This is a genomic window from Mycobacterium sp. 852002-51152_SCH6134967 (assembly GCF_001667105.1).
In the GTDB taxonomy this organism is placed as follows: domain Bacteria; phylum Actinomycetota; class Actinomycetes; order Mycobacteriales; family Mycobacteriaceae; genus Mycobacterium; species Mycobacterium neumannii_A.
The window spans coordinates 89397-114072 of the sequence record NZ_LZIK01000068.1; the positions used below are offsets into that span (position 1 = coordinate 89397).

General features: G+C 67.3%; 30 protein-coding genes. 17 read left to right on the plus strand and 13 right to left on the minus strand.

The annotated features are described in order from the left end of the window. Positions 1-24: 24 nt before the first annotated feature. The 3 genes from A5790_RS21530 (at position 25) to A5790_RS21540 (ending at position 3731) form a co-directional block, all read left to right on the plus strand. Complete coding sequence (locus A5790_RS21530) at positions 25-1491, plus strand: LCP family protein (RefSeq protein WP_066849037.1); 1467 nt, start codon at positions 25-27, stop codon at positions 1489-1491. After that, positions 1479-2231 (plus strand): TIGR03089 family protein, encoded by a 753-nt coding sequence (locus tag A5790_RS21535; RefSeq protein ID WP_066849039.1) that lies wholly within the window; start codon positions 1479-1481, stop codon positions 2229-2231. The genes A5790_RS21530 and A5790_RS21535 overlap by 13 nt, the downstream gene beginning before the upstream one ends. Positions 2232-2297: 66 nt before the next feature. Beyond that, positions 2298-3731: a multicopper oxidase family protein gene (locus tag A5790_RS21540; protein WP_066849041.1), complete on the plus strand. Its 1434-nt coding sequence runs from the start codon at positions 2298-2300 to the stop codon at positions 3729-3731. Positions 3732-3738: 7 nt separating this feature from the next. Here A5790_RS21540 and A5790_RS21545 read toward each other — a convergent pair whose 3' ends face one another. The 3 genes from A5790_RS21545 to A5790_RS21555 are packed head-to-tail and all read right to left on the minus strand — an operon-like array spanning position 3739 to position 6679. After that, positions 3739-4902, minus strand: coding sequence for an acyl-CoA dehydrogenase (locus tag A5790_RS21545; RefSeq protein WP_066849044.1), 1164 nt, complete (start codon positions 4900-4902; stop codon positions 3739-3741). Positions 4903-4953: 51 nt separating this feature from the next. Then, positions 4954-5466 carry a 5-(carboxyamino)imidazole ribonucleotide mutase gene (gene purE, locus A5790_RS21550; RefSeq protein ID WP_082694051.1) on the minus strand — a complete coding sequence of 171 codons (513 nt, stop codon included), beginning with the start codon at positions 5464-5466 and terminating at the stop codon, positions 4954-4956. After that, positions 5459-6679, minus strand: a complete 1221-nt coding sequence (locus A5790_RS21555; RefSeq protein WP_369829809.1) for a 5-(carboxyamino)imidazole ribonucleotide synthase — start codon at positions 6677-6679, stop codon at positions 5459-5461. The genes purE and A5790_RS21555 overlap by 8 nt, the downstream gene beginning before the upstream one ends. A 103-nt stretch (positions 6680-6782) precedes the next feature. Between A5790_RS21555 and A5790_RS21560 the strand changes: the two genes are divergently transcribed. Next, positions 6783-7460, plus strand: a complete 678-nt coding sequence (locus A5790_RS21560) for a GtrA family protein (RefSeq protein WP_064428556.1) — start codon at positions 6783-6785, stop codon at positions 7458-7460. Here the strand turns inward: A5790_RS21560 and A5790_RS21565 are convergent. Next, on the minus strand, positions 7415-7933 hold the full coding sequence (locus A5790_RS21565) for a PH domain-containing protein (RefSeq protein ID WP_064428555.1): 519 nt from the start codon (positions 7931-7933) through the stop codon (positions 7415-7417). The two genes, A5790_RS21560 and A5790_RS21565, sit on opposite strands and share 46 nt — an antisense overlap. A 63-nt stretch (positions 7934-7996) precedes the next feature. Next, positions 7997-8803 (minus strand): biotin--[acetyl-CoA-carboxylase] ligase, encoded by an 807-nt coding sequence (locus A5790_RS21570; protein WP_066849047.1) that lies wholly within the window; start codon positions 8801-8803, stop codon positions 7997-7999. Positions 8804-8946: 143 nt separating this feature from the next. Here A5790_RS21570 and A5790_RS21575 point away from each other — a divergent pair, with 143 nt between their 5' ends. The 7 genes from A5790_RS21575 (at position 8947) to A5790_RS21605 (ending at position 15241) form a co-directional block, all read left to right on the plus strand. After that, positions 8947-10587, plus strand: a complete 1641-nt coding sequence (locus tag A5790_RS21575) for an acyl-CoA carboxylase subunit beta (protein WP_064394776.1) — start codon at positions 8947-8949, stop codon at positions 10585-10587. 44 nt (positions 10588-10631) lie between these two features. Then, positions 10632-10883: an acyl-CoA carboxylase epsilon subunit gene (locus tag A5790_RS21580; RefSeq protein ID WP_066849049.1), complete on the plus strand. Its 252-nt coding sequence runs from the start codon at positions 10632-10634 to the stop codon at positions 10881-10883. Then, the gene (locus A5790_RS21585) at positions 10880-11521 is read left to right on the plus strand and encodes a nucleoside triphosphate pyrophosphatase (protein WP_066849051.1); all 642 of its coding nucleotides are present in this window, start codon (positions 10880-10882) and stop codon (positions 11519-11521) included. Before A5790_RS21580 ends, A5790_RS21585 begins: the two co-directional genes overlap by 4 nt. Before the next feature lie 37 nt (positions 11522-11558). Beyond that, complete coding sequence (locus A5790_RS21590; RefSeq protein ID WP_066849053.1) at positions 11559-12455, plus strand: sulfurtransferase; 897 nt, start codon at positions 11559-11561, stop codon at positions 12453-12455. Continuing rightward, a complete protein-coding gene (locus A5790_RS21595; RefSeq protein WP_066849055.1) occupies positions 12452-12865 on the plus strand; it encodes a SufE family protein in 414 nt (137 codons plus the stop codon). Before A5790_RS21590 ends, A5790_RS21595 begins: the two co-directional genes overlap by 4 nt. Before the next feature lie 193 nt (positions 12866-13058). Next, a complete protein-coding gene (locus tag A5790_RS21600) occupies positions 13059-14861 on the plus strand; it encodes an acetyl/propionyl/methylcrotonyl-CoA carboxylase subunit alpha (RefSeq protein ID WP_066849058.1) in 1803 nt (600 codons plus the stop codon). Positions 14862-14911: 50 nt separating this feature from the next. Continuing rightward, positions 14912-15241: a hypothetical protein gene (locus tag A5790_RS21605; protein ID WP_064394782.1), complete on the plus strand. Its 330-nt coding sequence runs from the start codon at positions 14912-14914 to the stop codon at positions 15239-15241. Positions 15242-15268: 27 nt separating this feature from the next. On the opposite strand, the gene A5790_RS21610 is transcribed toward A5790_RS21605, so the two are convergent. Then, complete coding sequence (locus tag A5790_RS21610; protein ID WP_064394783.1) at positions 15269-15805, minus strand: NTP transferase domain-containing protein; 537 nt, start codon at positions 15803-15805, stop codon at positions 15269-15271. A gap of 285 nt (positions 15806-16090) precedes the next feature. Between A5790_RS21610 and A5790_RS21615 the strand changes: the two genes are divergently transcribed. Next, positions 16091-16528, plus strand: a complete 438-nt coding sequence (locus A5790_RS21615) for an STAS domain-containing protein (RefSeq protein ID WP_066849770.1) — start codon at positions 16091-16093, stop codon at positions 16526-16528. Here A5790_RS21615 and A5790_RS21620 read toward each other — a convergent pair. Together A5790_RS21620 and A5790_RS21625 are read right to left on the minus strand one after the other, a co-directional pair. After that, positions 16499-17221, minus strand: coding sequence for an RNA polymerase sigma factor SigF (locus tag A5790_RS21620; protein WP_369816186.1), 723 nt, complete (start codon positions 17219-17221; stop codon positions 16499-16501). The genes A5790_RS21615 and A5790_RS21620 overlap by 30 nt on opposite strands. 62 nt (positions 17222-17283) lie before the next feature. Continuing rightward, positions 17284-17715 carry an ATP-binding protein gene (locus A5790_RS21625; RefSeq protein WP_066849061.1) on the minus strand — a complete coding sequence of 144 codons (432 nt, stop codon included), beginning with the start codon at positions 17713-17715 and terminating at the stop codon, positions 17284-17286. Positions 17716-17971: 256 nt separating this feature from the next. On the opposite strand from A5790_RS21625, the gene A5790_RS21630 reads away from it, so the two are divergent. The 3 genes from A5790_RS21630 (at position 17972) to A5790_RS21640 (ending at position 20071) form a co-directional block, all read left to right on the plus strand. Beyond that, complete coding sequence (locus tag A5790_RS21630) at positions 17972-18991, plus strand: DNA topoisomerase IB (RefSeq protein WP_066849064.1); 1020 nt, start codon at positions 17972-17974, stop codon at positions 18989-18991. Positions 18992-19525: 534 nt separating this feature from the next. Then, the gene (locus A5790_RS21635; RefSeq protein ID WP_066849068.1) at positions 19526-19729 is read left to right on the plus strand and encodes a hypothetical protein; all 204 of its coding nucleotides are present in this window, start codon (positions 19526-19528) and stop codon (positions 19727-19729) included. A gap of 105 nt (positions 19730-19834) precedes the next feature. Beyond that, positions 19835-20071: a CsbD family protein gene (locus tag A5790_RS21640; RefSeq protein WP_064346013.1), complete on the plus strand. Its 237-nt coding sequence runs from the start codon at positions 19835-19837 to the stop codon at positions 20069-20071. Between the two features lie 65 nt (positions 20072-20136). On the opposite strand, the gene usfY is transcribed toward A5790_RS21640, so the two are convergent. The 4 genes from usfY to A5790_RS21660 form a co-directional block, all read right to left on the minus strand. Beyond that, entirely contained in the window at positions 20137-20445 is a 309-nt protein-coding gene (gene usfY / locus A5790_RS21645) for a protein UsfY (RefSeq protein WP_066849071.1), read from the minus strand. A 101-nt stretch (positions 20446-20546) separates the two neighbouring features. Then, the gene (locus A5790_RS21650) at positions 20547-21179 is read right to left on the minus strand and encodes a flavodoxin family protein (protein ID WP_066849074.1); all 633 of its coding nucleotides are present in this window, start codon (positions 21177-21179) and stop codon (positions 20547-20549) included. Further along, positions 21176-21547 (minus strand): hypothetical protein, encoded by a 372-nt coding sequence (locus A5790_RS21655; protein WP_066849076.1) that lies wholly within the window; start codon positions 21545-21547, stop codon positions 21176-21178. The genes A5790_RS21650 and A5790_RS21655 overlap by 4 nt, the downstream gene beginning before the upstream one ends. A gap of 83 nt (positions 21548-21630) precedes the next feature. Next, the gene (locus A5790_RS21660; protein ID WP_066849078.1) at positions 21631-22311 is read right to left on the minus strand and encodes a PAS and ANTAR domain-containing protein; all 681 of its coding nucleotides are present in this window, start codon (positions 22309-22311) and stop codon (positions 21631-21633) included. A 92-nt stretch (positions 22312-22403) separates the two neighbouring features. Between A5790_RS21660 and A5790_RS21665 the strand changes: the two genes are divergently transcribed. Further along, the gene (locus tag A5790_RS21665) at positions 22404-22985 is read left to right on the plus strand and encodes a restriction endonuclease (protein WP_066849080.1); all 582 of its coding nucleotides are present in this window, start codon (positions 22404-22406) and stop codon (positions 22983-22985) included. A 76-nt stretch (positions 22986-23061) separates the two neighbouring features. Here the strand turns inward: A5790_RS21665 and A5790_RS21670 are convergent, their stop codons facing one another. Then, positions 23062-23901 (minus strand): SDR family oxidoreductase, encoded by an 840-nt coding sequence (locus A5790_RS21670; protein ID WP_066849082.1) that lies wholly within the window; start codon positions 23899-23901, stop codon positions 23062-23064. 118 nt (positions 23902-24019) lie between these two features. Here A5790_RS21670 and A5790_RS21675 point away from each other — a divergent pair, with 118 nt between their 5' ends. Then, the gene (locus tag A5790_RS21675) at positions 24020-24670 is read left to right on the plus strand and encodes a TetR/AcrR family transcriptional regulator (RefSeq protein ID WP_066849085.1); all 651 of its coding nucleotides are present in this window, start codon (positions 24020-24022) and stop codon (positions 24668-24670) included. The last annotated feature ends 6 nt before the right edge of the window (positions 24671-24676 follow it).

The window sequence follows — 24676 nt, forward strand, 5'->3', positions numbered from 1 at the left end:
CCGTCTCGCCAGTAGCCTGGGCTGATGCCCGGTCGAATGCTCCGTGTCATCGCCGTGTCCGCGGCCTTGGCGATCGTGGTCGGTACGGGCGTCGCGTGGGGCAAGATCCGCTCGTTCGAATCCGGTATCAACCACATCTCGTCGATCGCGCTGGGCGAGGGCGGCGAAGACGGCGCGATCGACATCCTGCTCGTGGGAATGGACAGCCGCACCGACGCGCACGGCAATCCCCTGTCCCAGGAGGAGCTGGCGACGCTGCGGGCAGGCGACGACGAAGCCACCAACACGGACACGATCATCCTGATCCGCGTCCCCAACAACGGAAAATCCGCGACCGCCATCTCGATCCCCCGCGACTCCTATGTCGAGGCACCGGGAATCGGCAAGATGAAGATCAACGGCGTGTACGGCTCGGAACACCTCGAGAAGATGACCGAACTCGTCGAGCAGAAGGGCGTGGACCCGACCGAAGCCGAGCCGCAGGCCAAGGAAGCCGGGCGCGAGGCCCTGATCAAGACCGTGGCCAACCTCACCGGCGTCACCGTCGACCACTACGCCGAGATCGGGTTGCTGGGCTTCGCGTTGATCACCGACGCCCTCGGCGGCGTCAACGTGTGTTTGAAAGAGCCCGTGTACGAACCGCTTTCGGGAGCCGACTTTCCTGCCGGCTGGCAGAAGCTCAACGGCCCGCAGGCGCTGAGCTTCGTCCGGCAGCGCCACGATCTGCCACGCGGCGACCTCGACCGGGTGACGCGTCAGCAGGCGGTGATGGCTTCCCTTGCGCACGAGGTGATCTCCGGCAAGACGCTGTCGAGTCCGGCCACCTTGAACCGCCTGCAGGATGCCGTGCAGCGCTCCGTCGTACTCTCCGACGGTTGGGACGTCATGCAATTCGCCGAGCAACTGCAGAAGCTGGCCGCGGGCAACGTCGCGTTCGCCACCATTCCAGTGCTGCAGGAGAACGGTTGGAGCGACGACGGGATGCAGAGCGTCGTGCGCGTGGACCCCAGTGAGGTCAAGAGCTGGATCGAAGGCCTGCTGGACGAGCAGGACGAAGGTAAGACCGAGCAGATCGCCTACACGCCCGACAAGACCACCGTCGAGGTGGTCAATGCCACCGAGGTCAACGGCCTGGCCGCCGCGGTGTCGCAGGTGCTGACCAACAAGGGGTTCACCCCCGGCGCGACGGGCAACCACGAGGGCGACCCGGTGGCCAGCAGCCAGGTGCGCGCCAACAAGGCCGATGACCTTGGCGCACAGGCTGTCTCGAAGGATCTGGGCGAGTTGGCGATCGTCGAGGACCCGTCGGTGGCCCCGGGGCACGTGCGCGTGGTGCTGGCCGACGACTACACCGGTCCGGGTTCGGGCCTGGACGGCAGCAACGTTCCGACGCTGACCACCGATTCGGTGGCCGTCGGGTCGACCGAGACCGCTCCGCCGCCCTCGCCGATCCTGACCGCCGGATCCGACGACCCGGAGTGCGTCAACTAACGTCGACGAGCGTGACGACCCTCAGTGGGGCAATCCTCGACCCGCTCATGGCCTCCGACCCCGCGGGCCCCCGCATCACCTACTACGACGACGCGACCGGCGAGCGCATCGAGTTGTCCACCGCCACGCTCGCGAACTGGGCCGCCAAGACCGCCAACCTGTTACGCGACGAGTTGGGCGCAGGCCCGTCGTCTCGCATCGCGGTTCTGCTGCCCGCGCACTGGCAGAGCGCCGCCGTGTTCTTCGGTATCTGGTGGATCGGCGCCGAGGTGGTGCTCGGGGACGCATCGGTGGACTCCGCCGACGTCGCGCTGTGCACCGCGGACCGGTTGGCCGAGGCCGACGAGGCCGTCGGGATGGGCAGCGGAATAGGTGAGGTCGCGGTGCTGTCGCTGGACCCGTTCGGCAAGCCCGCGGCCGATCTGCCTGTCGGTGTCACCGACTACGCCACCGCGGTGCGGGTACACGGCGACCAGATCTCACCGGAGCGCATGCCCGGCCCCGCGCTCAACGGCCGCGGCGTCGACGAGGTGCTCGCCGCGGTTCGCCAATCCGCCTCAGCACAGGGTTTCACCGCATCCGACCGGGTGCTGTCCAGCGCCGGATGGGATAGCGCCGACGAGCTCGTCGACCACATGCTGGCCGTCTTCGCCGTCGGCGCCTCGCTCGTGCAGGTGGCCAATCCCGATGCCGCGCTGGCCGACCGTCGCAGGGCCACCGAGAAGGTCACCAAGGGCTGAGGAGCCATTTCGGCGGAATCGGGCTTTCGCCGACGCTGATGCCCCCGCAGTGCCACGCTGGAGGGCGTGATCGACCGGCGCGAATTCTTCGTGCTGTCGGCGGGCGTGGCGGCCGCCGTCGTGGGCGGGTGTTCTTCGCGGACGCCCGAGCCGGCGTCGGCCGATCGGGCCTCGGACCCGGGATTCGACATCACGTTCACCCCGGCGGAGATGGACGTCGACCTCGGCGGGGTCACGCTGCGCACGTGGGCGTACGGCGACCGGGTGCCCGGCCCGGAGATCCGCCTCCGCAAAGGCGAGAGGATGCGCGCACAGCTGGACAACAGGCTGCCCGCCCCGACCACCATCCACTGGCACGGTTTGGCCATCCCCAACGCGATGGACGGCGTGCCGGTGTTGACGCAGCCCGCCGTGCCCGCGGGCCAGTCGTTCACCTACGACTTCGTCGTGCCCGACGCCGGGACGTACTGGTACCACTCCCATGAGGGCACCCAACTCGACCGCGGGCTGTACGGCCCACTGATCATCGAAGACCCCGCCGACGGCGCCGACTACGACGACGAACTCGTCGTCGTGCTCGACGATTGGGTCGACGGCACCGGCCGCACCCCCGACCAGGTCCTAGCCGAACTGAACAAGGCGGGCATGCCGGCCATGCCGAACATCCCGGACGCCGGCATCACCCCGGCCACCCCGCTCGGCGACGACGGCGGTGACGTCACCTACCCCTACTACGTCATCAACGGACGCGTGACCGCCGATCCGCAGATCGTCGATTACCGTGCCGGACAACGTATCCGGCTGCGAATCATCAACGCCGCTTCGGACACCGCGTTTCAGGTCGGCGTGCCCGGCCACCCGCTGCGGGTGATCGCGACCGACGGGTTCCCGGTCGAGTCCCGGCAGGCCGATTCGGTCATCCTCGGGATGGGAGAACGGGCCGATGCGATTGTCACCCTGCAGGCGTCGGCGCCCGTCGTGGCCGCGGCGTACCGCAAGGACGGCTACGCGCGCCTCGACATGCGGGTCGACAACAAGGCCGGCGCCGGCAACATCGACGACTATGTCGCGACGCTGCGGACCCAACCTCCGCTCGACACCGCGACGCTGGCGGCCGCACCCGAGGTGAACCTGCCCGGCCGCGCCGCCCAGCAGGTCATCGACATGCGGTTGGCCGGTCCGGTCAACGGCTACACCTGGACGATCAATCAAAAGCGCTACGACCCGCCCCGCGACGGATACGCGGTCACGCGCGACCAACGCGTGCGCATCCGCTATGTCAACGAGTCGAAGATGTTCCACCCCATGCACTTACACGGGCACACGTTCCAGGTGATGGGGGCCGACGGCCCGCGGGCCCGCAAGGACACGGTGCTCGTCGCGCCGCTGCGCACCGTCGACATCGACTTCGACACCGACAACCCCGGGCGGTGGATCACCCACTGCCACAACACGTATCACCTCGAGGCGGGGATGGCCACCTTCATCGAGTACACCTGAGCGGTGACTACTTCAGCAGTGCGCGGGACATCACCACGCGCTGAATCTGGTTGGTGCCCTCGTAGATCTGGGTGATCTTGGCGTCGCGCATCATTCGCTCGACCGGGAAGTCGGTGGTGTAGCCGTAACCGCCGAACAGTTGGACCGCGTCGGTGGTGACCTCCATCGCGACATCGGAGGCGAAGCACTTCGAGGCCGAGGAGATGAACCCGAGTTCGGACTCACCGCGTTCGGCCCTGGCCGCGGCGGAGTACACCGTCAACCGCGCGGCCTCGATCTTCATCGCCATGTCGGCGAGCATGAACTGCACCGCCTGGAAGTCAGCGATCGGCTTGCCAAACTGCTTGCGCTCCTTGACATATACGATCGACGCGTCGAGTGCGCCCTGAGCGATGCCGACCGCCTGGGCGCCGATCGTCGGCCGAGTGTGGTCCAAGGTGGCCAGCGCGGTCTTGAAACCGGTGCCCTCCTCGCCGATGATCCGGTCGGCGGGGATCCGGCAGTCCTCGAAGTACAACTCTGTGGTGGGCGATCCCTTGATGCCCATCTTCTTCTCCTTGGCGCCGATGGAGAAGCCGGGATCGTCCTTGTGCACGACGAACGCCGATATGCCGTTGGCCCTCTTGTCCGGATCGGTCACCGCCATCACCGTGTACCACGTCGACTGGCCGCCGTTGGAGATCCAGCACTTGGCGCCGTTGAGCACCCACTCGTCGCCCTCACGTCGGGCCCTGGTTCGCATCGATGCGGCGTCGCTGCCGGCCTCGCGCTCGGACAGCGCGTACGACGCGACGGCCTCACCGGCGGCGATCGACGGCAGCACCTGCTTCTTGAGCTCCTCGCTGCCGCGCAGCAGCAGTCCCATGGTGCCCAGCTTGTTGCAGATCGGGATCAGCGACGACGATGCGCACACCCGCGCGACCTCTTCGATCACGATGCAGGCCGCGATGGAGTCGCCGCCCTGACCGCCGTACTCCTCGGGGATGTGGATGGCGGCCATCCCCGACGCAGTCAGCGCCGCCAGCGCCTCGTCGGTGTAGCGCGCCTTCTCGTCGACGTCGGCCGCGTGCGGGGCGATCTCCTTCTCACAGAGATCGCGCAGCACCGCACGCAGTTCGTTGTGCTCGTCGGAGAGCTGAAAGAGGTCGAATGACGGGTTGCCGATGGCCATGAAAAACTCCTTGCTACTCGCCGGTAACCCTACTCCCGCGGGTCCGGCACCCTATTCGCCGAGGAGGCGGTCGCGCAGCGCCGCGTCCTTCTGCAGCACCGTGTCGTGCAGGTCGGCCTGGAACTGTACGACCCGCTTGCGCAGCGCCGCGTCCGCCGACCCGAGGATCCGCACCGCCAGCAAGCCCGCGTTGCGGGCGCCGCCGATCGACACCGTGGCCACCGGCACGCCCGCGGGCATCTGCGCGATCGACAGCAGCGAGTCCAGCCCGTCGAGCTTGGCCAGCGGCACCGGCACGCCGATGACAGGCAGCGGGGTCGCCGAGGCCACCATGCCCGGCAGATGCGCCGCCCCGCCCGCCCCGGCGATGATCACCTCGATGCCGCGGTCCGCGGCGCTCTGGGCGTACTCGAGCATGCGGACCGGCGTGCGGTGTGCGGAGACGACGCCGACCTCGAAGGGCACATCGAACTCGGCCAGCGCGTGGGCGGCGTCCTCCATCACCGACCAGTCGCTGTCGCTGCCCATGATCAGGCCGACCCGCGGCGCAGCAGCACTACTCATGTGGATCCCATCCATCCGTCCATTCCGCGTGCGACAACCAGTGTGCCGCCCTGGCCGCGCGTTCGCGTACATCGGCCACGAACGCGTCGTCGTCAAGAGAACCGGAGGGCGCGCCGAGGAGGTTGACGTGACCGATCTTTCGACCGGGCCGCTCGGCCTTGCCGTACAGGTGCACCTTCGCGTCAGGCATCCTGGCGAACAGGTGGTGCAGCCGCTCGTCCATCGCCATCGCCGGTGTCTGTTGTGCGCCAAGCACATTGGCCATCACCGTGACCGGGACGATCTGGGCGGTGTCGCCGAGCGGATAGTCGAGGACCGCACGCAGGTGCTGTTCGAACTGGCTGGTCTGCGCACCGTCCATGGTCCAGTGCCCGGAGTTGTGCGGGCGCATGGCGAGCTCGTTGACGAGCAGGGCGCCGTCCACCGTCTCGAACAATTCGACGGCCAGCACCCCGACGACCCCCAGTTCGGAGGCCAGCCGCAAGCCCAATTGTCCAGCCGCTGAGCGTAACTCGTCATCGAGGCCCGGCGCCGGCGCGATCACCTCGACGCAGATGCCGTCGCGTTGCACGGTTTCCACCACCGGCCACGCCGCACCTTGCCCGAACGGCGAACGCGCCACCAGGGCCGCCAGTTCGCGCCGCATCGCGACCCTCTCCTCCACCATCACTTCCGCCCCGCCGTGTAGGTAGCGCTGCGCGGCCTCGCGCGCCTCGGCGACGTCGCCGGCCAGCGTGACCCCGCGGCCGTCGTAACCGCCGCGCACCGTCTTGACGACGAGGGGACCGTCGATCCGTGCGGCGAACGCGTCGATGTCGGACAGGTCGTCGACCGCCGCGAACCGCGGTACCGGCGCGCCCAGCGCCTCGAGCCTGCGGCGCATCACCAGCTTGTCCTGGGCGTGAATCAGCGCCGCCGGTGGAGGAGCCACGTTGACGCCGTCGGCCAGCAGCTTCTCCAGCAGTTCGGCGGGCACGTGCTCGTGGTCGAAGGTCAGCACATCGGCGCCGGAGGCGGCACGGCGCAACGCCTCGAGATCGGTGTGTGTGCCCAACACCACATCCGGGCTCACCTGCGCGGCCGGGTCGCCGGCGTCGACGGCGAGGACGCGCAGCGTCTGGCCGAGCGCGATCGCGGCCTGATGGGTCATCCTGGCCAGCTGACCACCGCCGACCATGGCCACCACCGGCGGCCCCTTGGGGTTCTGTGACACGTCTTCATGGTGTCATGACCACGCCGCGGGGTCGGTTCCGATGCACCGGCTGCGACCTGCATGAGTACACGTAGAGTGCGGTATTTCCGTACACTGCCCTGTTGTGTCCTTTACCGATGCGACGATCGCACGGCTGCCCCGTCCGGTACGGCCGTACTTCGAGCGGCATCACGAACTGATCAAGTTCGCGATCGTCGGCGCGACGACGTTCCTCATCGACACATCGGTCTTTTACACGCTCAAGCTGACGGTGCTCGAGCCCAAGCCGGTCACGGCGAAGATCATCGCGGGCATCGTCGCGGTGATCGCGTCCTACATCCTCAACCGCGAGTGGAGCTTCCGCGACCGCGGCGGCCGCGAGCGTCATCACGAAGCGCTGCTGTTCTTCGGCGTCAGCGGGGTCGGCGTGCTGTTGAGCATGGCCCCGCTGTGGATCTCGAGCTACGTGCTGATGCTGCGGGTGCCCGAAGTCAGCCTGACCGTGGAGAACATCGCCGACTTCATCTCGGCCTACATCATCGGCAACCTGCTGCAGATGGCGTTCCGGTTCTGGGCGTTCCGGCGCTGGGTGTTCCCCGACGAGTTCGGCCGCAACCCCGACCGGGCGATGGAGTCGCTCACCGCGGGCGGGCTCGCCGAACTCCTCGAGGACCACCACGAAGGTGTCGCCGCCGAGCACGCCGAGGGCAACGTCACACCGCTGCGCCGCCCCGGCCGACGCGCCGGACACGCCGCTCAGCTCGGCGACTCCTCCGAGCCCAGGGTGTCGAAGACCTCGTGATACAGCAGCGAGTGGACCCGTTCCACCCGCGGGATGTCGTCGAATGCGATCGGGTCTTGGGCCGCTGACTCGATGATCAACGTGCCGGTCCGCAGCATGCGGTCCAGCAGTGCGTGCCGGAACTCGACGCTGTTGATCCGCGCCAGCGGGATGTCGATTCCCGACCGGGTCAGCACCCCGTGCCGAAACATCACCCGGCGATCGGTGATCACGAAGTGCGTCGTCCACCAGCTCAGGAACGGCCAGATCGTCAGCCACCCGATGATCACCAGCCAGATCGCGCCGATCACGATCAGCACGACGTTGCGGGCGGTCTGATCCCACTCCATGGTGTTGACGTAGCCGGCGCCGAACGCGGCTAGCGCGGTCACCAGCAGCAACACCAGGACCGGACCAATCAGCCGCTTCCAATGCGGATGGCGGTGCAAGACCACCTGCTCGTCGGAGGCGAGCACGTTGTCGGGGTAACCCATGCGATGACCTTAAAGCGATTTCGGTGTCGTTAGTCGCGATGAGCGCGACGAATTACACCGAAATCACTGGTCGGGCCGTAGATGGACGATGTCTCCTGCGGAGACGGTCATCGACCGGCCGTCGGCATCGATGACCAGCCGACCCTGCTCGTCGACGTCTTGCGCCACGCCGATGACCTGCTGATCGCCGGGCAGCAGGGCGCGGACCCGCCGGCCCAGCGTGAGGCTGCGGGCGCGGTAGTCGGCGGCAAGGCCGGCGTCGGCGCCTACGGCGCGAGTCCACGACTCGACGCGGTTGCCCAGTTCGTGCAGCAGCCGCACGACCAGGCGTTGCCGATCGGGTGCCGGGACATCCAGGTCCACCAGCGAGGTGGCCCCCTCGACGCCGACGTCCTCACCGCGCAGCGAGACGTTGAGCCCGACGCCGAGCACGACGGCCTGTTGACCACCCGCGACCTCGGCCAGGATTCCGGCCAGCTTGCCGCCCCCGGCCAGTACGTCGTTGGGCCACTTCAGGCCGGCCGTGACACCGGTGTCGGCGACCGCGTCGACGACGGCCACGCCGGTCGCCAGCGGCAGCCAGCCCCAGGCGGAGCTGGGCACCCCGGTCGCGTCGATGCCCACCGACATCGTGATCTGCGCGAACGGCACCGCCGACCAGCTGCGACCCCGGCGGCCACGGCCCGCGGTCTGGTTCTCGGCGATCAGCACCGCGCCGGCGATGTCCTCGCCACCCCCGGCACGTGCGATCAGGTCGGCGTTGGTCGACCCGGTCTCGGCCACCACGTCGATACGCCGCCACGCGCGCGAACCCGCGAACACCTGCTCGCGCAGCACCTCGACGTCGAGCGGAGCCGGGCGCGCGGTCATCGGAATCGGACTCCCATCTGAAGACGCGTTCGGCCCTCACTACTACCACCGGCGGGTCTGCGCGCGGTGCGCAAGGCGTCCTTAAGGGGACCTTAAGGACGCGCCGTCGGTCGCGCGCCGGTCGTTCGTTAGCATCGACCACCATGACCTCCGTTCAGAAGCCGTCGGTCGAGCCGTCAGGCGAACACGAGATCGACATCCACACCACCGCGGGCAAGCTGGCCGATCTGCGCAGGCGCGCCGAGGAGACCTTGCACCCGGTCGGCGAGGAAGCGATCGAGAAGACACACGCCAAGGGCAAGCTCACCGCTCGTGAACGCATCCTGGCGCTGCTCGACGAGGGCTCGTTCGTCGAACTGGACGCGCTGGCCCGCCACCGCAGCACCAACTTCGGGATGGAGGCCAACCGCCCGCTCGGCGACGGCGTGGTGACCGGTTACGGCACCATCGACGGCCGTGAGGTGTGCATCTTCAGTCAGGACGCGACAGTCTTCGGCGGCAGCCTCGGCGAGGTGTACGGCGAGAAGATCGTCAAGGTGCAGGAATTGGCGATCAAGACCGGCAGGCCGTTGATCGGCATCAACGACGGTGCGGGCGCGCGCATCCAAGAGGGCGTGGTCTCACTTGGCTTGTACAGCAACATCTTCCACAACAACATCCTGGCCTCCGGCGTGATCCCGCAGATCTCACTGATCATGGGCGCCGCGGCGGGCGGCCACGTGTACTCCCCCGCGCTGACCGACTTCGTGATCATGGTCGACCAGACCAGCCAGATGTTCATCACCGGACCCGACGTCATCAAGACCGTCACCGGTGAAGAGGTGACGATGGAGGAACTCGGCGGCGCGCACACCCACATGTCGAAGTCGGGGCTGGCGCACTACGTGGCCTCCGGCGAGCAGGACGCGTTCGACTACGTGCGCGAACTGCTCTCGTACCTGCCGAGCAACAACTACGCCGACCCGCCGCGCTATCCGGAGGCGGTTCCCGAGGGGCCGATCGAGGACAACCTCACCGACGAGGACATTGAGCTGGACACGCTGATTCCGGACTCCCCGAACCAGCCCTACGACATGCACGAGGTCATCACCCGCATCCTCGACGAGGACGAGTTCCTCGAGGTGCAGGCCGGTTACGCGCAGAACATCATCGTCGGGTTCGGCCGCATCGAGGGCCGCCCGGTCGGCATCGTGGCCAACCAACCGACACAGTTCGCCGGCTGCCTGGACATCAACGCCTCGGAGAAGGCCGCCCGGTTCATCCGGACCTGCGACTGCTTCAACGTCCCGATCGTGATGCTGGTCGACGTGCCGGGCTTCTTGCCGGGTACCGGCCAGGAGTACAACGGCATCATCCGGCGCGGGGCCAAGCTGCTCTACGCCTACGGGGAGGCCACCGTCGCCAAGATCACCGTGATCACCCGCAAGGCCTACGGGGGTGCCTACTGCGTCATGGGGTCCAAGGAGATGGGCGCCGACGTGAACGTCGCATGGCCGACCGCGCAGATCGCGGTGATGGGCGCCTCGGGCGCCGTCGGCTTCGTGTACCGCAGCAAGCTCAAGGAAGCGGCGAAGAACGGCGAGGACGTCGACGCGCTGCGCCTGGAGCTGCAGCAGGAGTACGAGGACACCCTGGTCAACCCCTACATCGCGGCTGAACGCGGCTACGTCGACGCGGTGATCCCGCCGTCGCACACACGCGGTTACGTCGCGAACGCGCTGCGGTTGCTGGAACGCAAGATCACGCAGATTCCGCCCAAGAAGCACGGGAACATCCCCCTGTGAGCCCAAACAACGGCTCAGCACCCGCAGGCGACGGAGAGGCCGAAGTGACGGTGACGGACGAGCAGAGCGCCGCCAAGCAGGATCACGAGGCGCACATCCAGGTTGTCAGGGGTGAGCCGAGCCAGGACGAGCTCGCCGCGCTGATCGCGGTGCTGGCCGCCGCGTCGAGCGTGCCGTCCGAGCCGCGCGAGCAGGAAGAGAACCTCTGGGGTCATCCCGTCGACCGGCTGCGGTACACGCCGTTCAGCTGGCAGCGGGTGACGCTCGTGGAACGGGCACACATGCGCCGTCGATGACGCGCGTCGTCCTCGCCTCGGCGTCCTCCGGCCGTCGAAAAGTCTTGCGGCAGGCCGGAATCGATCCGCTGATCGTGGTGTCCGGCGTCGACGAGGACGCCGTCGTCGCCGGGCTCGACGCCGCGGCGACACCCGCGCAAGTGACGGTCGCCCTCGCCACGGCCAAGGCCGACGCCGTCGTCGCCGGACTCGATCCGGCAGTCCGTGCCGACTGCGTCGTGATCGGCTGCGATTCCATGCTTTTCCGCGACGGGACATTGGCGGGCAAACCCGCCTCTGCCGAGGCCGCACTCGCCGGCTGGCAGCAGATGGCCGGCTCCTCCGGTCGGCTCCACACGGGTCACTGCATGATCCGCTTGCAGGACAACGGCATTGTGTGCCGGCTGGCCGAAGCCGAGGCCACCACCGTGCACTTCGCGGTGCCGTCGAGGGCCGATCTCGAGGCCTACGTCGCCAGCGGCGAGCCGACGGCGGTGGCGGGCGGCTTCACCCTCGACGGTTTGGGCGGCTGGTTCATCGAGGGCGTGGACGGCGACCCGTCATCGGTGATCGGCATCGGACTGCCCCTGGTCCGCGGCATGTTCGAGCGCGCCGGGCTGTCGCTGGCCGACCTCTGGCGCGATAACCCGGTCACCTGACCCCACGGGGCACGCCTGCCTCGGTAGGCTCGGGTTCGTGCCTCTACCTGCCGATCCAGACCCTGCCCTGCAGTCATACGCCCATCCCGAACGCCTGGTCACCGCCGATTGGTTGTCGGCCAACCTGGGCAGGCCGGGACTGGCCATCGTGGAGTCCGACGAGGACGTGCTGCTCTACGACACCGGTCACATACCGGGTGCGGTCAAGATCGACTGGCACACCGACCTAAACGACCCGCACGTGCGCGACTACATCACCGGCGAACAGTTCGCCGACCTGATGAACCGCAAGGGCATCGCCCGCGACGACACCGTGGTGATCTACGGCGACAAGAGCAACTGGTGGGCGGCATATGCCCTCTGGGTGTTCACGCTGTTCGGCCACCCGGACGTCCGGCTCCTCAACGGGGGCCGCGACCTGTGGATCTCCGACGGCCGGGAAACCACGCTCGACGTGCCGAGCAAGACCAGCACCGGCTACCCCGTCGTGGAGCGCGACGACGCGCCGATCCGCGCGTTCAAGGAGGACGTTCTCGACGCGCTCGGAAAGGCGCCTCTGATCGACGTCCGCTCGCCGCAGGAGTACACCGGGGAACGCACCCACATGCCCGACTACCCCGAGGAGGGCGCGCTCCGGGGCGGCCACATACCGACCGCTCGGTCGATTCCGTGGGCCAAGGCTGCTGACGACAGTGGCCGGTTCCGCAGCCGTGCCGAGCTCGAGGATTTGTACGGCTTTTTGACCCCCGACGACGAGACGATCGTCTACTGCCGCATCGGTGAGCGTTCGAGCCACACCTGGTTCGTGCTGACCCACCTGCTGGGGCTGCCCGGCGTCCGCAATTACGACGGTTCGTGGACCGAATGGGGCAACGCCGTTCGGGTGCCTGTCGTGGCCGGGTCCGAACCAGGGGATGTGCCGGGCTCCTCATGAGTGCAATGCCGGCCGCGCTGGCGGAGGTGGTGACGGACTTCAAGGAGGTGCAGGGGCAGGACAAGCTGCAACTGCTCCTGGAGTTCGCCAACGAGTTGCCTTCGCTGCCCGCCGACCTCGAAGAGGCCGCGATGGAACCGGTGCCCGAATGCCAGTCGCCGCTGTTCCTGCACGTCGACGCCGACAACCGCGAGCATGTCCGGCTGTACTTCAGCGCGCCGGCAGAAGCGCCGACCACGCGTGGGTTCGCCGCGATCCTGGCCGTGGGGCTCGACGACCTCTCTGCCGACGAGATCCTGGCCGTACCCGATGACTTCTACTCTGAATTGGGGCTCGCTGCCCTGATCAGCCCGCTGCGGTTGCGCGGGATGTCGGCGATGCTGGCCCGCATCAAGAAGCGGCTGCGCTGAGAGTTCTCGGGCCGAGCGATCACTGGTGTACAGAATTTCCCGTACCTCGATGAGCGCTCGTCGAGCCGTGCCAGCAACTCCGGCTTATTACTCGCGGGTAAGGGACCGGCTCGCCGAGACCTCAGCAGGGCCGCATAAACTCCCTCCGTTACATTCTTAAAGACGTTTCTTAGACATGCCACCAGGAGGCGCAGTGCCCAGTCACGCCAGCTCGAAGATCTCCAAGGTGCTGGTCGCCAACCGCGGGGAGATCGCGGTCCGGGTGATCAGGGCCGCCAAGGACGCCGGGCTGCAGAGCGTGGCGGTGTACGCCGAACCCGACGCCGACGCTCCTCACGTACGACTCGCCGACGAGGCCTTCGCCCTGGGCGGGCAGACCTCCGCGGAGTCGTACCTGGTGTTCGAGAAGCTGCTCGACGCGGCGGCCAAGTCCGGCGCCAACGCGATTCACCCGGGCTACGGGTTCCTTTCCGAGAACGCTGATTTCGCGCAGGCGGTCATCGACGCCGGCCTGATCTGGATCGGCCCCAGCCCGCAGTCGATCCGCGACCTCGGTGACAAGGTGACCGCTCGACACATCGCCGCGCGCGCCCAGGCGCCGCTGGTGCCCGGCACCTCGGATCCGGTCAAGGACGCCGACGAGGTCGTCGCGTTCGCCAAGGAGTACGGCGTGCCGGTCGCGATCAAGGCCGCGTTCGGCGGCGGCGGCCGCGGCATGAAGGTGGCCCGCACCATCGAAGAGATCCCCGAGCTGTACGACTCGGCGGTCCGCGAGGCCGTCGCGGCGTTCGGTCGCGGTGAGTGCTTCGTCGAGCGCTACCTCGACAAGCCCCGCCACGTCGAGGCTCAGGTGATCGCCGACCAGCACGGCAACGTGGTCGTGGCGGGCACCCGCGATTGCTCGCTGCAGCGCCGCTTCCAGAAGCTCGTCGAGGAAGCGCCCGCGCCGTTCCTGACCGACGCTCAGCGCAAGGAGATCCACGAGTCGGCCAAGCGCATCTGCAAGGAGGCCGGCTACTACGGCGCAGGCACCGTCGAGTACCTCGTCGGCCAGGACGGGCTGATCTCGTTCCTCGAGGTGAACACCCGCCTGCAGGTGGAGCACCCGGTGACCGAGGAGACCTCGGGCATCGACCTGGTGCGCCAGCAGTTCCGCATCGCCAACGGCGAACCGCTCGACATCACCGAGGACCCGACGCCTCGCGGCCACTCCATCGAGTTCCGCATCAACGGTGAGGACGCGGGACGTGGCTTCCTGCCCGCCCCCGGCCCGGTCACGACGTTCGTGCCGCCCACCGGCCCCGGTGTGCGCCTGGACTCCGGCGTCGAGAGCGGTTCGGTCATCGGCGGCCAGTTCGACTCGATGCTGGCCAAGCTGATCGTCACCGGCGCCAACCGCCAAGAGGCCCTCGAGCGGTCCCGTCGCGCGCTGGACGAGTTCACCGTCGAAGGGCTGGCCACGGTCATCCCGTTCCACCGGGCGGTCGTATCCGACCCCGCGTTCATCGGCGACGACAACGGCTTCACCGTGCACACCCGCTGGATCGAAACCGAGTGGGACAACACGATCGAACCGTTCACCGGCGGCGATCCGATCGAGGAAGAGGACACCGTCCCGCGGCAGACCGTGGTGGTCGAGGTCGGCGGCCGCCGGCTGGAGGTGTCGCTGCCCGGCGATCTCGCGCTCGGTGGCGGCGGCGGTGCGGGCGGCGCCGGTTCCAATGTCGTGCGGAAGAAGCCGAAGGCCCGCAAGCGTGGCGGTGGCGGCGGAGCGGCGGCCTCCGGCGACGCCGTGACCGCGCCGATGCAGGGCACCGTGGTCAAGGTCGCTGTCGAGGAGGGCCAGGAGGTCTCCGCCGGTGACCTCGTCGTGGTGCTCGAGGCGATGAAGATGGAGAACCCGGTCACCGCGCACAAGGACGGCACGATCACCGGCTTGGCGGTCGAGCCCGGCGCGGCGATCACCCAGGGCACCGTCCTCGCCGAGATCAAGTGATTTCGGTGCGCAACCGATCGCGCAGCGAGCGTTAGCGCACCGAAATCGCCATGGAGCCCGTCGAAATCAACGCCGGCGCATGGTATTTGCGCGCGCCGCGCGATGACGAGCTGATCGACGACGCCCCCGCGCTCGCCGAGATGGGTGAGACCGATCCCGGTTACATCGCTCGTTGCCGCGCGCAGTGGTTGTCCGACACCGCATACACCTGGGCGGTGTGTGAACCGACCACCGGCGAGATGCTGGCCGAGATCAGGATCGACCCGCAGGCCGCGGTGGTGCACACGCGATTTCGCGACGGCTACGCCGATGCGGCCGCGATCGCCGAGCACTCCGTACGCCGCTTCGCGACGGCGATGCTGGGCCTCACGGTCACCTGATTGCCGGCTCGCCGGCGTGACCTGACATCACCTGACGTCGATGTCGCGACCCGTCGCCAGATCGGCACAATCGACCGCAACGACGTCGTCGCGCGCTGCCAGAAACGAGCGCGCGCCCTCGTCGCCGTGGACCTCTTCGAGCAGCGCGGCCCAGTGCCTGCGCGCGATCACCACGGGGTGGCCAGGCGATTGCCCGTAGCGTGCGCGCGCGATACCCGACTCCGACGCCACCGCCGCGTCCACCACCCGACCCACGACGTCCGCTCCGACATCGGGTGTGTCGACGGTGTGCAGCACGGCGTAATCGGCCTCGACCGCCGAGAGCCCGGCCCGCAGCGATGCCGACAACCCGTCCGCCCAGGCCTCGGCGAACACAGCGCGCGCAGGCCGGGGAACCTCGACCACCGCCGCACCCAGCACCACCACCACATCGCCACATCCGCCGTCCCTCAAGGCGTTGACCGCGGCTCTGAGCCATTCACCTTGAGCTGCAAGCACTTTGGGCATCCCGTAGCGGGTGCCCGCGCCTGCGGCCAGCACCACACCGGTGACCTTCAGCGTCATCGCGCACCCACTCTCCGATGTGACTCTAGTTTCGTCAAATTTGTCATGAAGTCAGGGGTTTTGACCGCTGTGACCAGCGGTTACGGCGGCGGTCTTGATAGCGATTGTGCATGGTCAGTTAGCAGCGTAGGGTTCAGTCCAGGTTGAGTTCACAGCCGAGCTGGAACGTCATCGACGTGCAAGGGCAGAACTCCCCGCCTCTGCTGCGACGGCTTTGAATACGCAGGGCCCAAATTTTTGACGTGAACCACAGTACGAATGAGACATTCACTGATGGAGTCACACATGTCTAATCCCGATTTATCAGTCGCTGTACAAGCGCAGTCCGACGAGACTCGCGACTGCCACACCGCGCACTTCGTGACCCGCCGGGTGCAGCCGGACACCGCGATCGTCAGCGCCCACGGTGAGATCGACGCCGCGAACTCCCAGGAGTTCGTCGACTACGCGATGCGCCACGCCGCAGAGCTCGAGCGCATCGTCGTCGACCTGTCGGGCGTCGAATTCTTCGGCACCGCAGGTTTCTCCGCGCTGCACACGCTCAACGTACGCACCGCAGGCGAGAAGATCGAGTGGGCGCTGTTGCCGAGTGCGTCGGTCAGCCGCTTGTTGCGCATCTGCGATCCGGATGCTGCATTGCCAGTCTGCGACAGCATCGAGACAGCGCTCGCGGATGGCAAGAGCACCAAGCCCCTACTGCAACTGGTCCCGGAGTCGAGCTAGGGATTTCGCGAGCAGGCGCGACACGTGCATCTGCGAGATACCAACGCGCTCAGCGATTTGCGTCTGGGTGAGTGACTCGAAGAAGCGCAGCAGCAACACGGTGCGTTCGCGTTCGGGCAGCGCAGCGAGCAAGGGCCGCAACGCTTCCCGATTCTCGATCTGGTCGAGGCCCAGGTCGACGTCGCCCAGTGTGTCGGCGATCGCGGGGGCGTCCTCGGTTCCGCTGCCGCCGCTGTCGATCGACAGCGTGTTGTAGGAGCTCCCGGCCACCAGGCCCTCGACGACCTCGTCGCGGTCCATGCCCAGCTCGGCCGCCAGCTCCGACGCCGTCGGGGCGCGGCCGAGCCGCTGCGACAACTCCGCGGTGGCGGCGCCGAGTCGCAGATGGAGCTCCTTGAGCCGCCGCGGCACCTTGACCGACCAACTGTTGTCGCGAAAGTGCCGTCGGACCTCGCCCATGATGGTGGGCACCGCGAACGAGACGAAGTCCGAGCCGGCCTCGACGTCGAAGCGGATCACCGCATTCACCAGCCCGACACGGGCCACCTGCACGAGATCCTCACGTGGCTCACCGCGCCCGTCGAAGCGCCGCGCGATGTGGTCGGCCAACGGAAGGCAGCGCTCGACGATGCGGTCGCGCTGCCGCTGGAACTTCGGCGAGTCCTCCGGCACGTTCTTCAGCTCGCGGAACATGTCGGCGACATCCGCGTACTCAGAGTTCGAACGCGACGACGAACCCTGTGACGTCGACGGCGTCACTGCAGCGTCGCTCGTCTCGTCGTCATGGAGATCCCGAACACCTGGGCGTTCTCGGGCCCGTGCCCGTTCTCGAAGGTTGTCACCTCGTCGGTCAGTGAACTCAGCACGTGCCAGCTGAAGCTACCGGGCGCCAGGATGTCGGAACTCTTACACGTGGTGGACGCATCGATGACGACGGCGTCGTCGCGTGGGTCGATGACGAGCAGCAGCACAGAGTTGGGTACTGCGGATCGGATCAGCCTGGTGCAGGCCTCGTCGACCGCGAGACGCAGGTCGGCGACGGCATCGAAGTCCAGGTCTTCGAAGGTCGCCACCGCGGCGACCAGGGTGCGCAGAACCGCAAGGTTCTCGAGTTCGGCGGCGACCCGGAGTTCCACCGACCGCGCGCCGTGCCCGTGCCCATTGTTCTTGTTGGCGACGTCGGCCATTTGACCTCCCGGCAATGTCGAAGCGAGATTACCCCAGGTCGGATCCCACCTAACCACGAGTACTCCGGTGACCCGCGAACGGCGACGTGTGCCGCACGCCGGCGCGGGTATTTATCCGGTCATGGCGAAGCTCCCACCCCGAACGCGACCGAGCAAACGGTGAACACGACTGTGAGCAGCGGCGTTTTGACGGCGCGACAAAGTAAGACTTCTCCATGGTGGGGGTTCAATACCCCCCTGCATCCAGGGGCCAAACATGCGACTTCGCCGTAGCGTCGTCAGCGGCCCCGGCCTGCGGAGGGTGCGTCGCGGTCGCGGGTTCTCCTACGAACATCCCGACGGCACCCCGGTCACCGACGAGAAGACCCTGCAGCGCATCAAGGATCTGGTCATCCCGCCCGCCTGGAAGAAGGTGTGGATCTGCCCCTACCCCAACGGTCACATCCAGGCGGTGGGCACGGACGCCGCGGGCCGGCGCCAGTACCTCTACCACCAGAGGTGGCAGGAGGAGCGCAACGAGGAGAAGTTCGACCGGGTCCTGGAGATGTCGGCCGCGCTGCCCGAGATGCGCAGGCGCATCGCCGCGGACCTGCGCCGCCGCGGGCTGCACCGCGACCGGGTGCTGGCCCTCGCACTGCACCTGGCCGATCTCGGATACTTCCGGGCGGGCTCTGAGCAGTACGCCGAGGAGAACAACTCGTACGGCATCGCGACGCTGCTTTGCGAGCACGTGACCCTGCAGCGCGACGCCATCGAATTCGACTTTCCCGCCAAGAGCGGCGTGCGGCGCACGCTGCTGATCGACGACCCCGAAGCGGTCCGCTCGATCCGCGCGCTGTTGCGCCGCCCGGAGCGCACCGAGCGGCTGCTGGTGTGCCGCAACGGTTCGAGCTGGATCGACATTCACGCCGACGACCTGAACACGCGGTTCAAGGAGCTCGTCGGGGATCGGTACACGGTAAAGGACCTGCGGACCTGGCACGGCACCGTGCTGGCGGCTGCCGCGTTCGTCGAGGCCGACCCGCCGGTCAACAAGACTGTGATCAAGCGCGTCGAGTCCGCGGTGATGAAGGAGGTCGCCGAGGAACTCGGCAACACACCCGCGGTGGCCCGAGGTTCCTACGTCGACCCGCGAGTCGTGCAGGCCTACGAGTCCGAGCTCACCATCGCCTCGGCCGCCCGACGCGCCGCGAAGATGAAGACCCTGGCCGAACGGCAGGAGGTGCTCGACCGCGGCACGGCCCGACTCATCCGCAAAGTTGCCAAAGGTCAGTAACCCGACGGGGTTCCGTTGCCCAGATAGGTCATCCCGGGCTCGAGCAACGCCGCATCGAGCAGGTTGCGGGTGTCGACGACAATGGCTCCGGGCGCGTGCTCGGCGATGTCGCTCCGTTCGGCAACCGGATAGACGCTGTCGACCGCGAAACGAACCGCGGAGCATTGTGCTCCACGTAGACGGCGGGTATGTCCAGACCGGGTCGCCGTCCCGCCATCGGCTCGTCAGCTCGATCTCTTCGTAAGCTTCAACACCCCAGATCGATCGGCTCGTCATACAGTTTGCCCACGAAACACCTTGCGCGCGTGGACAATCCCGTCCAGGTCCGGTGTACATGTCAAAGCAGCACCGAACGTGGAGTCGAGACGACCGACATGTGCCCCGCCTACCCGAGCCCTTGACTTGTAAGACGATTCCCCCACGACTTTCGCATCACGGACAAGCCTCGATTTGTACCGGACATCCAGATCACCGCGCCGACGGGGTGCGGCGCGACACCGTTTCGCTATGTGGGCCGGGGGTACACCAGCGGGCATGTCAGACAGCGAAGGCCTGCCCGACGACGTTCCCGTGGCCGACGCGGTGGAACAACAGCGCGCCGCCAGCGAACCGGTTCTCGACGAGGAGGCGGGCGTTGATTCGCAACCGAATCCGCCTTTGGAGGCCTCGCCGGCCGACTGGCAGGAGCAGCTGGAGGCGGTGGAGATCGACCCCGAGGACGATGCGGCGACGGAGTGACCCTGCTCTGGCGAGCGTTTAGTCGATCAGGCCCTCGGGAACCCGACACCTGCGCGAGGAAGTTCCTCGTGGTTGGACTGATCCACTGCACTGCGGAAGGTGAACATGACCGAGAAGAACAGTGGCCCTGAAGAAGGCATCAAGGGCGTCGTCGAGGACGTGAAGGGCAAGACCAAGGAAACGGTTGGCACCGTCACCGGCCGCGATGACATGGTTCGCGAAGGCAAGGCCCAGCAGGACAAGGCCGATGCCCAGCAGGACGCCGCCAAGAAGGAAGCCGAAGCGGAATCCGCGCGCGCAGGCGCCGAGGCTGCCGAAAAGCGCCAGGAGAACGAGCAGTAACCGATCTAAATCGGGAAAAGCCCAGCCGAACCGGCTGGGCTTTTCTCTTTTCAGTTTTCAGTGCGTCAGCTACTCGGTTTCTGCCGTTGCGCTTCGGGATGTTCTGCGTACCAACGATCTTCGATCTTACGTACCCGCAGATGCTCGACGAGCAGCCAGCCACCGCCGATGATGAACAGCGCAGCCGACCCGCTGCCCAATCCGACGCCGACGCCGTGTTCGTCAGCGCCGTGAGCCGCCAGCGCCGAGACGAACAGCACCAGGGCAATACCGATGAGGATCAGCCCCGGCATGTTCTTGGTGTCCTTCATCGACTCGCCGGCGTGGGGACGCGTCGTCCTCGCGTGGTCGACGGGATCCTTCGGGCTTTTCATCGGTACTCCTCTCTCGGCATACCTCCGCCCGGGGTATGGGCTATTGACAACGCTAGAACTACCCGACCGCAGTGGGGCAGAAACCGGCCGAACGCCGGCCTTCACTCATACGGCGGGTACTGGTCGGCCCCCAGTGCCCTTGCGAGATGAGCGGCGTTGCGGGCCAACGCGGCAGTCGTCGACGCGACGGGCTCGGGCACTTCGTCGAGGTCCTTGTAGTCCTTGCTCTGCATCGCTTCGCCGGTCCAGTAGGTGCCGCCCTGGGCCGAGATGGTGTAGCCGATGTCGTTGAGGCCTTGAAAGCAGTCGGCGATCACTTTGTGAGCGCCGTCCTCGTTGCCGACGACACCGACCACGGCGACCTTGCCGACCATGATCGGCCGGCCGGCGTCGTCGGTGCTCGACAGTTCGGCATCGAGGCGTTCCAGCACACGCTGCGTGACGCTGGACGGATGCCCCAACCAGATCGGGGTGCACAACACCAAGATGTCAGCGCCCAAGAGCTTTTCGCGGATCTGCGGCCACTCGTCACCGTCGCCCATGTCGGCCTCGACGCCCGGTGCGATCGCGTAATCGACACAGCGCAGCACCTCCGTCTCGACACCCGCACCTCGCAGGTTCTCGCAGATGTGTTCGGCCATCAATGCGCTGCTCGACTCGGCGGGGCTGGGTTTGAGGCTGCAGACCAGCGCTACGGCGGCCAACGGGCGGTCGGCGTTCGCCGGTGTGCTCATCCGCCGAGCACCGCGGAACCGGTGAGGGCGGGCATGCTCGTCGTGAGCACCAACAGCATCGACGTCACCAAGAACCATCCCGCACCCTGCCACGCGGTCGACATCTCGCCCTTTCGCCAGTTCTGGTAGGCGCGGAAGAAGGCGCGGGCCCCGCCCAGGAGCAGGACTGTGGGCGCAGCGAGCGCCAGCAGGGTCCGTTGAGGCGCGCCGCAGGCCAGGGTGTCAGCCGTCGCGCCCTGGCAGGTGCTCACCCACACCATCGCGCCGAGCAGGAAGATGGCGCCGGTGGCGCCGATACCGATGGCGAACCGCACCGCGTCGCGGATGCCGATGTCGAAATGCCTCAGCTCGCTGGGACCGTGGTACACGACGAGAACTCCCGAATTTGCTGCGCAATCAGCGATGTGAATTAGACGCAGAGGGTGTTCCCGGCTGCTGGGCCCGATAAACCTCAGTTTTCGACGCGATAGTGTGCGGTGAGCAGCAGCCTGTCGTAGGTCGACCGCGGCGGCAACTCCTCCTCGTAGGACAGCCCGAGGAAATCCCTGGCGATTTGCTCGGCCAGGATTCGCAGCTTGGTGTTGGTTTCCTGCGACCGCCACAGGAGCAACTCGAACGCCGAATCGGCGGAGATCCGGTAGATCAGCATCAGCATCCCTTTGGCCTGCTCGATCGGACCGCGGGCCTCCGCCATCTCGGTGACCGCCGCACTGAAGGCCCTGTCGCGCCGCTGCAGCGTGGACGGGGTGACGTCGACATAGAACCCGTGGGTTCCGACGACCTGATCGTTGTCGTCGAAGAGTTGGTCGCCGACCACGACCACGTGGTGCACCTTGCCGTGGGTGTCGATGATCCGGTGGCGGGTGGAGAACGCGCCCGACGTACGGCGGATCTCATCCAGCGTCGCCGCCACCTGGCGGTAGTCGTCGGGATGTTTGTGTGACAACACCAGCTCGGTCGTCGGCTCCGTCGTACCCGCTTCGTAGCCGTGCATCCGTTCGACTTGCGGCGACCACTCCCAGCGTTCGTCGGCGAAGTAGAACCGGAACCAGCCCACCCGATGCGGGTCGCCACCGGCAAGCGCCTGCTCGACGGGTGTCTGCCCGTCGGTATCGGGCAACTCGTCAGTCATGATCGCAGGCTAACTCCGGTGATCGCACACGTGTATTCCAGCACGATCGTCCACTGGTTTCTCTGACAAGCACCGGATCGGCCGAAGCGGGTATGTCGGGGTCGCGCCTTACGATCCGTCACGTGAGCGTAAAGCTGTACCTGGCTTCGGCCTCGGCGGCGGGCGTCGGGGCGTGGCTTCTCGGGGTCGCCCCGCAGTGGAGCCTCGCGCTCGGGCTTGTCGTGCCGGTGGTGCTCGCCGCGCTTCCGCGCTTCCTCGCAGGCACGCTCGTCGGTGTCACCACTCCCGGCGCACGCGAGGACCTCACCGCGGCGATGTCGGGTGCGGAGTTCGAGGATCATGTGGCGCGGGTGGCCCGGTCCTGCGGGGCGCCGGTGATCATGACCGCGATCACCGGAGACTGGGGGGTCGACATCATCGTCGGCAAGCGACCGGATCGCCTTGCCATCCAGTGCAAACGACAGTCGCGCCCCGTCGGCGCGAGCGCCGTGCAGGAAGTGGTGGCCGGTGCGCCCATGCAGGACTGCACCAGGACGATGGTCGTCACGAACCACGAATTCACCGCCGCCGCACGCAAACTCGCCGAACTTCACGGATGTGAGCTGGTCGGCGGCGCCGACCTCCCGCGGTTACGGTCGACGATCCGGCGACTTCTGGAGCCGTCGGCGCCCTGATGCCCGAACGTGCCGTTTCATACGCGACACGCCGCGAGAAGCGGGTGAAACCGCCCGATCGACCGGTCGCAGCACGCTACAGGATCGGCCTGCCGCCGGTCACCGCGATCCGCGCGCCCGTCACGTAGCTCGCCTCGTCAGAGGCCAGCATCACGTAGACCGGCGCCAACTCGACCGGCTGACCAGCACGGCCCAGCGGCGTGTTCTCCCCGAACTGCTTGACCTTCTCCGGCGGCATCGTCGACGGGATCAACGGCGTCCAGATCGGGCCCGGTGCAACGCTGTTGGCGCGAATGCCCCTCTCGCCCAGCATCTCCGCCAAGCTCGCGGAGAAGTTGGCGATCGCCGCCTTGGTGGCCGCGTACGGCGCCAGTTTCGGGTTCGGCATGTCGGAGTTCACCGATGAACTGCCGATGATCGACGCACCGGCGCCCATGTGCGGAAGCGCGGCCTTCACGAGGTAGAAGTACGCCCCGACGTTGAGCCGGAACGTGTAATCCCACTCCTCGTCGCTGATCTCGTCGAGCGTGTCGTGCGTCATCTGGTAGGCGGCGTTGTTGACGAGCACATCGATGCCGCCGAATTCCTCGACGGCGCGGTCGACGACGGCGCGGCAGTGCGCCGGGTCGGCGAGATCACCCGGCATCAACACGCATTTGCGCCCGGCCTCCCCGACGTACTTCTGCACTTCCTTGGCGTCGCCGTCCTCGTTCAGGTAAGCGATCAGCACGTCGGCACCCTCGCGCGCGTAGGCGATCGCGACCGCGCGGCCGATTCCGCTGTCGCCTCCGGTGATGACCGCGCGTTTACCCGTCAGCCGACCGGACCCCTGGTAGCTCGTCTCGCCGCAGTCAGGGATTGGGGTCATCTCGCTCTGCACGCCGGGCGGGGACTGCTGTTGTTCTGGGAAACTCATCGATGGCCTCTCGTGGTCGCGGAATGTCTCGCCCCAGGGGTTACCCCGGAGCTGTCCGAATACTCCGGCCGCATGTCGGAAGTGCCGCTGTTTGACATGTGTTCACTACGATGGCGGCATGGCCGACTCACGACGGCGGCTCTCCCCCGCCGACCGACGCAGCGAACTGCTGACGCTCGGTGCCGAGGTGTTCGGTCAGCGGCCCTACGACGAGGTCCGCATCGACGAGATCGCCGAGCGCGCCGGAGTGTCCCGGGCGCTGATGTACCACTACTTCCCGGACAAGCGGGCGTTTTTCGCCGCGGTGATCCGCGCGGAGGGCGAGCGGTTGTTCGAGGCCACCAACGTGCCGCCGCGGCCCGGGCAGAGCCTTTTCGACCAGGTGCGCGAGGGTGTGCTCGCCTATCTGCGCTATGACGACGAGCACCCACACGGTGCTTGGGCCGCCTACGTGGGATCGGGCCGCTCCGACGCCGTGCTGCGCGGCATCGAGGACACCGACAACGATCGCCAGGCCAACCGCATCCTCGGCCGCATCCACGCCGCCGTGGGCGACGACCTGGACTCCAAGGTGGAGCGCGATCTACGCGTCACCGTCTACGGCTGGCTGGCCTTCACCTTCGAGATGTGCAGACAACGGCTGATGGACCCGTCCATCGAGGCCGGTCTGGTCGCCGACGCGTGCGCACACGCCCTGTTCGACGCCGTCGGACGGGTACCGGGCATCCCTTCTACCCTCCGTGAAGCGGTCTCGCCGAAACACCGCTGACCTGTG